This window comes from Serratia sp. EWG9 (assembly GCF_019913725.1).
Taxonomy (GTDB): Bacteria; Pseudomonadota; Gammaproteobacteria; order Enterobacterales; family Enterobacteriaceae; genus Serratia; species Serratia ureilytica.
In genome coordinates this window covers 1-13,634 of record NZ_JADNRO010000016.1, presented here as the reverse complement: position 1 = coordinate 13,634, position 13,634 = coordinate 1, and the positions used below count along the sequence as shown (strand labels likewise).

Sequence of the window (13,634 nt, the reverse complement as noted above, 5' to 3'; positions counted from 1 at the left end):
CTCATTTAATCTCCAGCCGTTTGACTTGCCAGACGGTTTTCGCGTTCACGTCCAGGTTATTCAGCTCGGGGTATTGATCGCGCGGATAGATAATAGCGAACGGCCCCAGCTCCCCCACGTCGATCGGCTTACCGCCGCGCAGATAGGCGACAATTACGCGATATTTAATCATCTCGTCAATCGGCATCGAATAGGAATAGTCGTCCCACGCGAAGGCACGCACCGACTTCCCTTGCAGATGGTACGCTTTCACCAGCTCCGAAAACTCAACGCCGGTGAACGCCTCTTCCGGGGTAAAATTGGTCGAGGTTTTAATCGTGTGCGACGGCATCGCCTCCAGCATCTGTCGGGTGACCTTGATCTTCTCGCCGTCCGCCGGCTTCAGGTAAAAAGAGTCAACGGCCGCGTACAGCGGTGCGCTGAACAGCGAAAGCAGCAGTAACGTCATCAATCCTTTGATTTTCATTATTCACCCTCTTTGCGTTTCACCAGCTCCGCCTGACCGAACTCATCCCGCCCGATCACATCCCAACCGTGATGTTGATAAAAACCTTCGGCTTTAGAGCCGGGATCGGTGGTTAAGTGAATGGCTTCGGCGCCGTGCTCAAACATCCAGGCAGTGACGCGCGCCAGCAAGGCAGAACCCATTCCCATTGATTGGTATTCCGGCTTCACGAACAGTCCGCCGATCAACGGTTCGGGGATGAACAACCCGAATCCAACGCCGGCATAGTCCTCGCCATACTTGCAGATCCAGCCACCGCCCTGGTTGATGTCTTCCAGCGCCTGCTTGCGCTGCAGATACTGGATCTGATGCGGATGCAGCAGGTTCTCTTCGACGGAAAAGCGGATCTCATACAGGTAAGGCAGGTGTTTCGCCGTCAGTTTTTCGAAGGTAATGAGGCTGTCCATGTTTTGTGCTGTCCTTGGTTGTCAGGTAAAAAGCGCCGGTCAATTTCTGCTGTAACCATAGTAGCAAAGTTTGTCATAACCCGGCGCGAGGCGAAAAAAAACCGCCCCCGAGGGAGCGGTTTATCTGGCGATGGGCCCGGCGTAGCGGGCCCACGGCGCGGATGACGATTACTCGTCGTCGCTGCCGCCCAGACCTGCGTTGAGCAGTTCGGCCAGGTTCGCGGTCGCTTCTTCCGCGCTGACTTGCGGAACAACCGGCGCTTCGCCCTGAGCACGACGACGCATGCGATCCTGATGATAAGCGTAACCGGTACCGGCTGGGATCAGACGGCCCACGATGACGTTCTCTTTCAGGCCACGCAGTTCGTCACGCTTGCCGGCTACGGCAGCTTCGGTCAGAACGCGCGTCGTTTCCTGGAACGATGCGGCGGAGATGAAGGACTCGGTCGCCAAGGAAGCCTTGGTGATACCCAGCAGATCGCGCGAGAAGGTTGCCGGGATCTTACCTTCAGCTTCCAGCTGACGGTTGGCAATCTTGACGCGAGACACTTCAGCCTGCTCGCCTTCCAGGAACTCGGAGCCACCAGCGCTAACGATAGTGCCTTTACGCAGCATCTGACGAACGATAACTTCGATGTGCTTATCGTTAATCTTAACGCCTTGCAGACGGTAAACTTCCTGCACTTCGTTGGTGATGTAGCGGGTAACCGCATGCACGCCACGCAGACGCAGAATGTCGTGCGGAGACTCTGGGCCGTCGGAGACGACGTCGCCACGTTCCACCACTTCGCCTTCGAACACGTTGAGCTGACGCCATTTCGGAATCATCTCTTCGTAAGCGTCGCTGCCGTCCAGCGGAGAGATCACCAGGCGACGTTTGCCTTTGGTCTCTTTACCGAACGAGATAATCCCGCTGATTTCAGCCAGGATTGCCGGCTCTTTCGGACGACGCGCTTCGAACAGGTCGGCAACGCGCGGCAGACCACCGGTAATATCCTTGGTACCGCCGGATTCCTGAGGAATACGCGCCAGGGTATCACCCGCACCGATCTGAATGCCGTCTTCCAGCTGAACGATCGCTTTGCCCGGCAGGAAGTATTGAGCAGGCATATCAGTACCTGGGATCAATACGTCTTCGCCCTTAGCGTCAACGATTTTCAGTGCCGGACGCAGGTCTTTACCGCTACCGGTACGCTCTGCGCTGTCCAGGACAACCAGAGAAGACAAACCGGTCAGTTCGTCGGTCTGACGAGTAATCGTCTGGCCGTCGACCATGTCGGCGAAGCGAATGAAGCCGCTGACTTCACTGATGACCGGCATGGTGTGCGGATCCCAGTTAGCAACGGTTTCGCCGCCGTTAACTTCTTCACCGTCGCCTTTGCCCATCACGGCGCCGTAAGGCACCTTGTAGCTTTCTTTGGTACGGCCGAATTCGTCGATCAGTTTCAGTTCGGTGTTACGCGAGGTGATCACCAGCTTGCCTGCGGCGTTCATAACGAACTTCGCGTTGCTCAGCTTGATGCTACCCTTGTTTTTCACCTGAATGCTGGATTCAGCAGCCGCACGAGATGCCGCACCACCGATGTGGAACGTACGCATCGTCAGCTGTGTACCCGGCTCACCGATGGACTGTGCCGCGATAACGCCGATGGCTTCACCTTTGTTGATGATGTGGCCACGTGCCAGGTCGCGACCGTAGCAGTTTGCACACACACCGAAGTCGGTTTCACAGCTCACCACGGAACGGACTTTAACGCTGTCGACAGAGTTCTCTTCCAACAGGTCACACGCCTTCTCGTTCAGCAGGGTGTTGCGCGGCACCAGAATGTCCGCCGTACCCGGCTTGAGGACGTCTTCTGCCGTCACACGGCCCAGAACGCGTTCACGCAGCGGCTCTTTCACGTCGCCACCTTCGATAACCGGAGTCATCAGGATGCCGTCGTGGGTGCCACAGTCGTCTTCGGTCACCACCAGGTCCTGCGCCACGTCAACCAGACGACGGGTCAGATAACCGGAGTTCGCGGTTTTCAGTGCGGTATCCGCCAGACCTTTACGAGCACCGTGAGTGGAGATGAAGTACTGGAGTACGTTCAGACCTTCACGGAAGTTCGCGGTGATTGGCGTTTCGATGATGGAGCCGTCCGGCTTCGCCATCAGACCACGCATACCGGCCAGCTGACGAATCTGAGCGGCGGAACCACGCGCACCGGAGTCGGCCATCATAAAGATGCTGTTGAAGGAAACTTGCTGTTCCACTTCGCCGTCACGGTTAACCACGTCTTCTACCGACAGGTTTTCCATCATCGCTTTCGCAACGCGTTCGTTCGCGGCAGCCCAGATATCGATCACTTTGTTGTAGCGTTCGCCGGCGGTCACCAGACCAGACTGGAACTGCTCCTGGATCTCGGCAACTTCGGTTTCCGCTTCTTCGATGATCTCCGCCTTCTTGGCCGGGATAACCATGTCGTCGATACCTACGGAAGCGCCGGAACGGGCTGCGTAAGCAAAGCCGGTGTACATGATCTGGTCAGCAAAGATAACGGTCGGCTTCAGGCCCAGGATGCGGTAACAGGTGTTCAGCATCTTGGAGATCGCTTTCTTGCCCAAAGGCTGGTTAACGATCGCGTACGGCAGACCTTTCGGTACGATCATCCACAGGATGGCGCGGCCGATGGTGGTGTCGATGATGCTGGTCTGAGAGGTCCACTCGCCTTCGGCGTTCTTGACGTCTTCGGTGATACGCACTTTAACGCGCGCATGCAGCGACGCCAGGCCGGCGCGGTAAACACGCTCAGCTTCTTTGGAACCGTTCAGCACCATGCCTTCGCCTTTGGCGTTAACACAGTCGCGGGTCATGTAGTACAGACCCAGTACAACGTCCTGAGAAGGAACGATGATTGGCTCGCCGTTCGCTGGGGACAGGATGTTGTTGGTGGACATCATCAGCGCACGCGCTTCCAGCTGGGCTTCCAGCGTCAGCGGTACGTGAACGGCCATCTGGTCACCATCGAAGTCGGCGTTATATGCCGCACAAACCAGCGGGTGCAACTGGATCGCTTTACCTTCGATCAGAACCGGTTCAAACGCCTGGATACCCAAACGGTGCAGGGTTGGTGCACGGTTCAGCAGTACCGGGTGTTCGCGAATCACTTCGTCCAGGATATCCCAAACGACGGCTTCTTCACGCTCAACCATTTTCTTGGCGGCTTTGATGGTGGTGGCCAGGCCACGCAGCTCCAATTTGCCGTAGATGAACGGTTTGAACAGCTCCAACGCCATCTTCTTAGGCAGACCGCACTGATGCAGACGCAGGTATGGACCTACGGTGATAACGGAACGGCCTGAGTAGTCAACGCGTTTACCGAGCAGGTTCTGACGGAAACGACCCTGCTTACCTTTGATCATGTCGGCCAAAGATTTCAGAGGGCGTTTGTTGGAACCGGTGATCGCACGACCGCGACGGCCGTTATCCAGCAGGGCGTCTACCGCTTCTTGCAGCATACGCTTTTCGTTGCGCACGATGATGTCCGGCGCAGCCAGATCCAGCAGGCGTTTCAGACGGTTGTTACGGTTGATCACGCGGCGATACAGATCGTTTAGATCCGACGTCGCGAAACGACCGCCATCCAGCGGAACCAGCGGGCGCAGATCCGGCGGCAGTACCGGCAGCACGGTCAGGATCATCCACTCCGGCTTGTTACCGGACTGTACGAACGCTTCCAGCAGCTTGATACGCTTGGTCAGCTTCTTGCGCTTGGTTTCGGAGTTGGTTTCGTTCAGCTCTTCACGCAGCTGCTCGCACTCGGCTTCCAGATCCATGTTTTTCAACAGGGCCTGAATGGCTTCCGCACCCATCTTGGCGTCGAATTCGTCACCGAACTCTTCCAGCGCGTCCAGATACTGCTCTTCGGTCAGGATCTGACGACGCTCGAGGTTGGTCATACCGCCTTCGACCACCACATAGGATTCGAAGTACAGTACGCGTTCGATGTCACGCAGCGGCATATCCAGCAGCAAACCGATGCGGGATGGCAGCGATTTCAGGAACCAGATGTGCGCAGTCGGGGAAGCCAGCTCGATGTGGCCCATGCGCTCACGACGCACTTTGGTCTGGGTCACTTCAACGCCGCACTTCTCACAGATCACGCCGCGGTGTTTCAAGCGCTTGTACTTACCGCACAGGCACTCGTAATCTTTTACCGGCCCGAAGATACGGGCGCAGAAAAGGCCGTCACGCTCTGGTTTGAACGTACGGTAGTTAATGGTTTCCGGCTTCTTAACTTCACCGAACGACCACGAACGGATCATGTCTGGCGAGGCCAGAGCAATCTTGATCGCATCAAACTCTTCGGTCTTAGTTTGCGCTTTCAGAAACTTCAATAAGTCTTTCACGGATTGGCTCCTGTCGGAGTTAAACCTGTTGGGCACCCACAACCGCAGTAGGTACCCGTGTGACCTGAACAACCACCCTCAGGCTCCCTTAGGCGGGGAGCCTGAGCCGGAATGACGATTACTCGTCTTCCAGTTCGATGTTGATGCCGAGCGAGCGGATTTCTTTCAACAGTACGTTGAAGGATTCCGGCATGCCTGGCTCCATCCGGTGGTCGCCATCCACGATGTTTTTGTACATCTTGGTACGGCCGTTAACGTCATCCGACTTAACGGTGAGCATTTCCTGCAGGGTATAAGCCGCGCCGTATGCTTCCAGTGCCCACACTTCCATCTCACCGAAGCGTTGACCACCGAACTGCGCTTTACCACCCAGAGGCTGCTGAGTAACCAAGCTGTAAGAACCGGTTGAACGGGCGTGCATTTTATCGTCAACCAAGTGGTTCAGTTTCAGCATGTACATATAGCCGACAGTAACCTGGCGCTCGAATTGCTCACCGGTACGGCCATCGAACAGCGTGATCTGACCGGAGGTCGGGATACCGCCCATTTCCAGCAGCTTCTTGATTTCAGTCTCTTTCGCACCGTCAAACACCGGCGTTGCGATCGGCATACCTTTTTTCAGGTTCTCTGCCAGACGCAGCACTTCGTCGTCGCTGAAGGTGTTCAGGTCAACTTTCTGGCAAACGTCGTCGCCCAGATCGTAGGCCTTCTGGATGAACTCACGCAGCTTGGCCACTTCCTGCTGCTGCTTCAGCATCTGGTTGATCTTCTCACCGATGCCTTTCGCAGCCATACCCAGGTGGGTTTCCAGGATCTGACCGATGTTCATACGTGATGGTACGCCCAGCGGGTTCAGTACGATGTCTACCGGCGTGCCGTTTTCATCGTAAGGCATATCTTCGATCGGGTTGATCTTGGAGATAACACCCTTGTTACCGTGGCGACCCGCCATCTTGTCACCCGGTTGGATCTGACGTTTAACGGCCAGATAAACCTTGACGATTTTCAGTACGCCCGGCGCCAGATCGTCGCCCTGAGTGATCTTACGACGCTTGGCTTCCAGCTTCTTCTCGAAGTCGGATTTCAGTTCGTCGTACTGCTCAGCCAGCTGCTCCAGCTGGTTTTGCTTCTCTTCGTCGGTCAGGCCCAGTTCCAGCCAGCGATCGCGCGGCAGCTTGCTCAGCTTGTCGGCTTCGATGCCACCGGCAACCAGTACCGCGTGGATACGCGCAAACAGGCCGGCTTCCAGGATCTGCAGTTCTTCAGTCAGGTCTTTCTTCGCCTGCTTCAGCTGCATCTCTTCGATTTCCAACGCGCGCTTGTCTTTTTCCACGCCATCGCGGGTGAAGACCTGCACGTCGATAACCGTACCGGAAACGCCGTTCGGCACACGCAGAGAAGAGTCTTTAACATCAGACGCTTTCTCACCGAAGATCGCACGCAGCAGTTTCTCTTCCGGCGTCAGCTGGGTTTCGCCTTTAGGCGTTACCTTACCGACCAGGATGTCGCCGCCGGTCACTTCAGCACCGATATACACGATACCGGACTCATCCAGCTTGGAGAGCGCCGCTTCACCCACGTTAGGGATGTCGGCGGTGATCTCTTCAGGCCCCAGCTTGGTGTCGCGAGACACGCACGCCAGTTCCTGGATGTGGATGGTGGTGAAGCGATCTTCCTGCACCACGCGCTCGGAGACCAAGATGGAGTCTTCGAAGTTGTAGCCGTTCCAAGGCATGAACGCTACGCGCATGTTCTGGCCCAGCGCCAGTTCGCCCAGGTCTGTCGATGGGCCATCCGCCAGCACGTCGCCGCGCTCGATTGGCTCACCCAGATTCACACACGGCATCTGGTTGATGCAGGTGTTCTGGTTAGAACGGGTGTACTTGGTCAGGTTGTAAATATCGATACCTGCTTCGCCCGGGTACATCTCGTCTTCGTTAACTTTGATAACGATACGGGAAGCATCCACGTACTGGATCACACCGCCGCGTTTGGCAACGGCGGTTACGCCGGAGTCAACCGCTACAGCGCGTTCCATACCGGTACCGACCAGCGGCTTATCGGCGCGCAGGGTTGGTACGGCCTGACGTTGCATGTTCGCACCCATCAATGCACGGTTGGCGTCATCGTGTTCCAGGAATGGAATCAGTGAAGCACCAACGGAAACAACCTGTTGGGTGGATACGTCCATGTAGTCAACCTGGTCGCGGCTGAACAGGCTTGATTCGCCTTTGCTGCGGCAGGTGACCAGGTCTTCTACGAAGCGGCCTTCTTCATCCAGGTTGGAGTTCGCCTGGGCGATAACGAAGTTGCCTTCTTCAATAGCAGACAGGTAGTTGATTTCATCGGTCACCACGCCATCACGCACGCGGCGGTACGGGGTTTCCAGGAAGCCATACTCGTTAGTCTGTGCGTACACGGACAGGGAGTTGATCAGACCGATGTTTGGACCTTCCGGCGTTTCGATTGGGCACACGCGGCCGTAGTGGGTCGGGTGTACGTCTCGAACTTCAAAGCCGGCGCGCTCACGGGTCAGACCGCCCGGGCCCAGTGCGGAGATACGACGCTTGTGCGTGATCTCGGACAGCGGGTTGTTCTGGTCCATGAACTGGGACAGCTGGCTGGAGCCGAAGAACTCTTTCACCGCCGCCGAAATCGGTTTGGCGTTGATCATGTCCTGAGGCATCAGGGTATCCAGATCGCCCAGAGACAGACGCTCTTTCACCGCACGCTCAACACGCACCAGACCTACGCGGAACTGGTTCTCGGCCATTTCGCCGACGGAGCGGATACGACGGTTGCCCAAGTGGTCGATATCGTCCACTTCGCCCTTGCCGTTACGGATATCGATGAGCTTCTTCATCACTTCGATGATGTCGTCTTTGCTCAGGATGCCCGAACCTTCGATCTCGTCGCGCAGCAGAGAACGGTTGAACTTCATACGGCCAACCGCGGACAGATCGTAGCGGTCTTCGGAGAAGAACAGGTTCTCGAACAGGCTTTCGGCAGCTTCGCGCGTTGGCGGCTCACCAGGGCGCATCATGCGGTAGATTTCTACCAGCGAGCTCAGACGATCGTTGGTCGGATCGACACGCAGCGTTTCAGAGATGTACGCGCCGTGGTCCAGATCGTTGGTGAACAGCGTTTCGATGCGCTTGTGGCCGGACTGGCTCAGCTTGGCCAGCAGATCCAGCGACAGCTCCATGTTGGCTGCGCAGATCAGTTCGCCGGTATTGGTATCGATATAGTCTTTCGCGACCACTTTGCCCGCGATGTACTCTACCGGTACTTCAATGCTCTGAATGTCGTCTTTTTCCAGCTGACGGATATGACGAGCGGTGATGCGACGGCCTTTCTCTACGTAGATCTTGCCGTTGGCTTCGATATCGAACGAAGCGGTCTCACCACGCAGGCGCTCTGGCACCAGCTCCATCTGCAGCTTGTTGTCGCGGATTTCGAAGACGATCTTGTCAAAGAACAGGTCGAGGATCTGTTCAGTGGTGTAGTTCAGCGCGCGCAGAATGATGGTCGCAGGCAGTTTGCGGCGACGGTCAATACGCACGAACAGGTTGTCTTTCGGATCGAACTCGAAGTCCAACCATGAACCGCGGTAAGGGATGATGCGTGCGTTGTACAGCACTTTACCCGAGGAGTGGGTTTTACCCTTATCGCTGTCGAAGAATACGCCAGGACTACGGTGCAACTGAGATACGATAACCCTCTCAGTACCGTTGATCACAAAGGTGCCGTTTTCGGTCATGAGCGGAATTTCGCCCATGTAGACTTCTTGTTCCTTGATGTCTTTGACCGTACCTTCAGGCGCTTCGCGCTCATAGATAACCAGGCGCAGTTTTACGCGCAGCGGTGCAGAGAACGTCACACCACGGATCTGGCACTCTTTGACGTCGAAGACCGGCTCACCAAGACGGTAGCTAACGTATTGCAGCTCCGAATTGCCACTGTAGCTCTGGATAGGGAAAACAGAACGGAATGCGGCTTCAAGGCCGTACTGCCCTTCTGGATCTTGCTCGATAAACTTCTGGAACGAGTCAAGCTGGATAGAAAGGAGATATGGTATGTCCAGCACTTGTGGACGTTTACCAAAATCCTTACGAATACGTTTTTTCTCGGTATAGGAGTAAACCATAGGGTTCCTCAGCTCGCTGATCAGTGACCCAATCTGTCCGTCCGATTAGGGACAGTTCATGCAACACCGTTTTGTCGACCGGAAAGCGGGAACACTTTCCGCAATATCTCTTGCTATCACGCTTAAACCATTTCATCGCGCCTTCCCCCAGAACTCCTGGTAGTGCAAAGACCGCGGTATATTAAGTCGTCGATAGAAACAAACATTGGGAGGCGAAACCAGCAGCCAAACAGTGTGAAACGCTACTGGCGCCCTACAGCGCAAAAAGGCTGGTGACTAAAAAGTCACCAGCCATCAGCCTAAAAGACTAGGCTGCAACCGGAAGGGTTGGCTTATTTAACTTCAACTTCTGCGCCAGCTTCTTCCAGAGATTTTTTCAGAGCTTCTGCGTCATCTTTGCTCACGCCTTCTTTCAGAGCGGCTGGAGCAGATTCAACCAGGTCTTTAGCTTCTTTCAGACCCAGGCCGGTAGCGCCACGTACTGCTTTGATAACAGCAACTTTGTTAGCGCCTGCAGCTTTCAGGATAACGTCGAATTCAGTTTTCTCTTCAGCAGCTTCAGCTGGGCCAGCAGCTACAGCTACAGCAGCAGCAGCAGAAACGCCGAATTTTTCTTCCATAGCGGAAACCAGTTCAACAACGTCCATTACGGACATAGCGGCAACTGCTTCCAGGATTTGGTCTTTAGTGATAGACATAACAATTGTTCCTAAAATTCAGAAATAGTTTAAATACGTTAGCAAAGGCTAAGAAAGAGTGGCTTACGCCGCTTCTTTCTGATCGCGTACTGCAGCCAGAGTGCGAACCAGTTTGCCGGCAGCGGCTTCTTTCATGGTTGCCATCAGGCGTGCGATCGCTTCTTCGTAAGTTGGCAGCGTCGCCAGGCGGTCGATTTGCGCCGCTGGGATCAGCTCACCTTCAAAGGCCGCAGCTTTAACCTCGAATTTTGCATTCGCTTTCGCGAACTCTTTGAACAGACGAGCAGCAGCGCCCGGGTGTTCGTGAGAGAATGCAATCAAGGTTGGACCGACAAACGTGTCTTTCAGGCATTCGAATGGAGTGCCTTCAACTACGCGACGCATCAGGGTGTTGCGAACAACACGCATGTAAACGCCAGCTTCACGACCTGCTTTACGCAGTTCAGTCATTTTATCTACGGTAACGCCGCGGGAATCCGCAACAACCGCAGACAGCGCGCCTTTGGCTACTTCGCTGACTTCAGCAACAATCGCTTGTTTGTCTTGAAGATTTAATGCCATTAGCTTTTTGCTCCTGGATTAGCCGGGGAAAATCCCCCGGAACTCACTTCACTCGGCGCTTTGTAAAACGCCACGCCGAGCGGCTTAACACGGTGAGCAGAATCCAGCAAAGACATTCTTTTATAAAAAAGAAAAATTTTCTTAGGCTCTGTCACCGTCTACGCAGGAAGGATTAAGTATCTTGCGATACACCTGCGGTCTTGGACGGAGGCCTGGATAGGCCAGGCTCCAACCGAAAAATCTTTGTTTTGCCTACGGCATAGCCAATAGCAAAACCTTGGGGCATAAGATTCTAGACAAATCTCGGCCCCAAGTCAAAGCGATAATCGCAAGTGCGATTAGTTCGCTGCGGCAGACAGACCGCTTTGATCGATAGCAACGCCAGCACCCATGGTGGTGGAGAGGCTAACTTTCTTGATGTACATGCCTTTCGCCTGAGAAGGTTTTGCTTTTTTCAGCGCAACCAGCAGGGCTTCCAGGTTTTCTTTCAGTTTGTCTGCGTCGAAATCAACCTTACCGATAGTGGTATGGATGATGCCGTTTTTGTCGTTACGGTAGCGAACCTGACCTGCTTTAGCGTTTTTCACTGCTTCAGCAACGTTCGGAGTAACGGTACCCACTTTCGGGTTTGGCATCAGGCCGCGTGGACCCAGGATCTGGCCCAGTTGACCTACAACGCGCATTGCATCCGGGGAAGCAATAACAACGTCGAAGTTCATTTCGCCTTTCTTGATCTGCTCAGCCAGATCGTCCATACCTACCAGCTCTGCGCCGGCAGCTTTCGCTGCTTCAGCGTTAGCGCCTTGGGTAAATACGGCAACGCGAACGGAACGACCGGTGCCGTGTGGCAGAACGGTAGCGCCACGAACGTTTTGGTCAGATTTACGAGCGTCGATGCCGAGGTTAACGGCAACGTCAACGCTTTCTACGAATTTAGCGGTGGCCAGCTCTTTCAGCAGAGCAACAGCTTCAGTGATGTCATACTGTTTAGTAGCATCAACTTTGTCACGGATCACGCGCATGCGCTTGGTCAGCTTAGCCATCTCTTAATCCTCCACTACCAGGCCCATGGAACGAGCGGTACCTTCGATGGAGCGAGTCATCGCTTCAACGTCAGAACCAGTCATGTCCGCAGCTTTGGTTTCTGCGATTTCACGTACCTGAGCACGGGTCACTTTACCTACTTTGTCTTTGTTCGGCTTACCGGAACCAGACTTGATACCAGCCGCTTTTTTCAGCAGAACTGCTGCTGGCGGGGTTTTGGTAACGAAAGTGAAGGAGCGATCAGAATAAACGGTGATAACAACCGGAATCGGCAGACCTTTCTCAACGCTGTCAGTTTTAGCGTTGAATGCCTTACAGAATTCCATGATGTTAACGCCCTGCTGACCCAGAGCTGGACCCACTGGTGGGCTCGGGTTAGCCATACCAGCTGCAACTTGCAGCTTAACGTAGGCTTGTACTTTCTTAGCCATTTAAATTTCCTCGGTTTGGGTAGTATCGCCTCGTGAGAGGCTCCCCGTGTTTAACCTCGCCAGACAAACATCAGGCAAGGCATCTAAAACAAAAGGCGCGAAATTGTAGTTCAATTTCGCGCCTTTGACAAGCGACAACGGACCGCTTATTGCTGATTATTCGATCAGCCTTTTTCAACCTGGCTGAAGTCCAGTTCCACCGGCGTTGCACGGCCGAAGATGGAAACGGAAACTTTCAGGCGGCTCTTCTCGTAATCGACTTCTTCGACCACGCCGTTGAAATCGGCAAACGGGCCGTCGTTGACGCGCACCAGCTCGCCCGGCTCGAACAGCGTTTTCGGACGCGGTTTGTCACCGACCTGCTGCAGGCGGTTCATGATCGCATCAACTTCTTTATCGCTGATCGGCGCAGGACGGTCAGACGTACCGCCGATGAACCCCATGACACGCGGTACGCTGCGCACCAGGTGCCAGCTGGCGTCATTCATCACCATCTGCACCAGCACGTAGCCAGGGAAGAATTTACGCTCGCTCTTGCGACGCTGGCCACCACGGATTTCAACCACTTCTTCCGTAGGCACCATCACTTCGCCGAACAGCTCTTCCATATCGTGCAGTTTGATGTGTTCACGCAGCGATTGCGCTACGCGACCTTCAAAACCGGAAAACGCCTGAACGACGTACCAACGTTTTTTTGGAGCTTCAGACATTTTAGAACCTCAGGCCAGTAATAAACGACACCAGACGGACCAGAATACCATCCAGCCCCCACAGAATCAGTGACATCACGGCGGTTACCGCGGCAACGATCAACGTGGTGTGTAGCGTTTCCTGACGAGTTGGCCAAATCACTTTACGTACTTCGGTACGCGCTTCGCGGGCAAACGCAACGGTAGCTTTGCCTTTGGTGGTCATCAGAGCCACTGCACCTGCAACGGCGATGATCAGCACAACTGCCAGCGCGCGCAATGGCAGGCTTAAATCACGGTAGTAATAGTTACCGACAATAGCCACAACCAACAGAACGGCGACGATCAGCCACTTTGCCGCTTCCAGGCCGCGTCCGCTCCCTTGAGCCTCGGTATTCGCACTCATAAACCAACCTGTCACAATGATGATTCAGAACAAACAACTTTGCCTCGCATTGCGAGGCAAACCAAACCGATCGGATACCGCACTAGCGATATCCCGGTGTTTTACGCCATGACGTATTCAGTCAATACGGTTTAAGAGCCCATCTCACCAATGATTATGACTGCAAAATCGCTGATGAGATAGGTTCTAGTTCACAGCGTAGAAAAAGGGCATCAAATGATGCCCTTTTACCGCGTGTCGCGTCAAACTTTATCAGCGATTAAGCGATAACTTTAGCAACAACACCAGCGCCTACAGTACGGCCGCCTTCACGGATTGCGAAACGCAGACCGTCGTCCATCGCGATTGGGTGAA

Annotated in this window: 10 protein-coding genes and 1 pseudogene; all 11 read right to left on the bottom strand. The window is 54.7% G+C overall.

From position 1 onward, the window contains the following. Position 1: 1 nt before the first annotated feature. Positions 2-466: an oxidoreductase gene (locus ITX55_RS23460; protein WP_046897425.1), complete on the bottom strand. Its 465-nt coding sequence runs from the start codon at positions 464-466 to the stop codon at positions 2-4. Then, the gene (locus ITX55_RS23455) at positions 466-912 is read right to left on the bottom strand and encodes an N-acetyltransferase (RefSeq protein WP_033652702.1); all 447 of its coding nucleotides are present in this window, start codon (positions 910-912) and stop codon (positions 466-468) included. Before ITX55_RS23455 ends, ITX55_RS23460 begins: the two co-directional genes overlap by 1 nt. 168 nt (positions 913-1,080) lie before the next feature. Continuing rightward, on the bottom strand, positions 1,081-5,304 hold the full coding sequence (rpoC, locus tag ITX55_RS23450; RefSeq protein ID WP_033644357.1) for a DNA-directed RNA polymerase subunit beta': 4,224 nt from the start codon (positions 5,302-5,304) through the stop codon (positions 1,081-1,083). 118 nt (positions 5,305-5,422) lie between these two features. Then, entirely contained in the window at positions 5,423-9,451 is a 4,029-nt protein-coding gene (rpoB, locus tag ITX55_RS23445; RefSeq protein WP_004929900.1) for a DNA-directed RNA polymerase subunit beta, read from the bottom strand. A gap of 332 nt (positions 9,452-9,783) precedes the next feature. Beyond that, the gene (rplL, locus tag ITX55_RS23440; protein ID WP_004929903.1) at positions 9,784-10,149 is read right to left on the bottom strand and encodes a 50S ribosomal protein L7/L12; all 366 of its coding nucleotides are present in this window, start codon (positions 10,147-10,149) and stop codon (positions 9,784-9,786) included. A gap of 63 nt (positions 10,150-10,212) precedes the next feature. Continuing rightward, positions 10,213-10,710, bottom strand: a complete 498-nt coding sequence (gene rplJ / locus ITX55_RS23435) for a 50S ribosomal protein L10 (RefSeq protein ID WP_004929905.1) — start codon at positions 10,708-10,710, stop codon at positions 10,213-10,215. 338 nt (positions 10,711-11,048) lie between these two features. Further along, a complete protein-coding gene (rplA, locus tag ITX55_RS23430) occupies positions 11,049-11,753 on the bottom strand; it encodes a 50S ribosomal protein L1 (protein ID WP_004929908.1) in 705 nt (234 codons plus the stop codon). A gap of 3 nt (positions 11,754-11,756) precedes the next feature. After that, positions 11,757-12,185 (bottom strand): 50S ribosomal protein L11, encoded by a 429-nt coding sequence (rplK, locus tag ITX55_RS23425; RefSeq protein WP_015376316.1) that lies wholly within the window; start codon positions 12,183-12,185, stop codon positions 11,757-11,759. 164 nt (positions 12,186-12,349) lie between these two features. After that, a complete protein-coding gene (gene nusG, locus ITX55_RS23420) occupies positions 12,350-12,895 on the bottom strand; it encodes a transcription termination/antitermination protein NusG (protein WP_004929914.1) in 546 nt (181 codons plus the stop codon). 1 nt (position 12,896) lies between these two features. Then, positions 12,897-13,280: a preprotein translocase subunit SecE gene (gene secE / locus ITX55_RS23415; RefSeq protein WP_004929916.1), complete on the bottom strand. Its 384-nt coding sequence runs from the start codon at positions 13,278-13,280 to the stop codon at positions 12,897-12,899. A 259-nt stretch (positions 13,281-13,539) separates the two neighbouring features. Beyond that, a pseudogene (locus ITX55_RS23410) lies at positions 13,540-13,634 on the bottom strand (elongation factor Tu); the annotation flags it as partial.

What these genes read in the sequence shown, in the direction of transcription:
- ITX55_RS23460 (WP_046897425.1), bottom strand. Translation starts at nt 466, where the DNA reads ATGAAAATCAAAGGATTGATGACGTTACTGCTGCTTTCGCTGTTCAGC.
- ITX55_RS23455 (WP_033652702.1), bottom strand. Translation starts at nt 912, where the DNA reads ATGGACAGCCTCATTACCTTCGAAAAACTGACGGCGAAACACCTGCCT.
- rpoB (WP_004929900.1), bottom strand. Translation starts at nt 9,451, where the DNA reads ATGGTTTACTCCTATACCGAGAAAAAACGTATTCGTAAGGATTTTGGT.
- rplL (WP_004929903.1), bottom strand. Translation starts at nt 10,149, where the DNA reads ATGTCTATCACTAAAGACCAAATCCTGGAAGCAGTTGCCGCTATGTCC.
- rplJ (WP_004929905.1), bottom strand. Translation starts at nt 10,710, where the DNA reads ATGGCATTAAATCTTCAAGACAAACAAGCGATTGTTGCTGAAGTCAGC.
- rplA (WP_004929908.1), bottom strand. Translation starts at nt 11,753, where the DNA reads ATGGCTAAGCTGACCAAGCGCATGCGCGTGATCCGTGACAAAGTTGAT.
- rplK (WP_015376316.1), bottom strand. Translation starts at nt 12,185, where the DNA reads ATGGCTAAGAAAGTACAAGCCTACGTTAAGCTGCAAGTTGCAGCTGGT.
- nusG (WP_004929914.1), bottom strand. Translation starts at nt 12,895, where the DNA reads ATGTCTGAAGCTCCAAAAAAACGTTGGTACGTCGTTCAGGCGTTTTCC.
- secE (WP_004929916.1), bottom strand. Translation starts at nt 13,280, where the DNA reads ATGAGTGCGAATACCGAGGCTCAAGGGAGCGGACGCGGCCTGGAAGCG.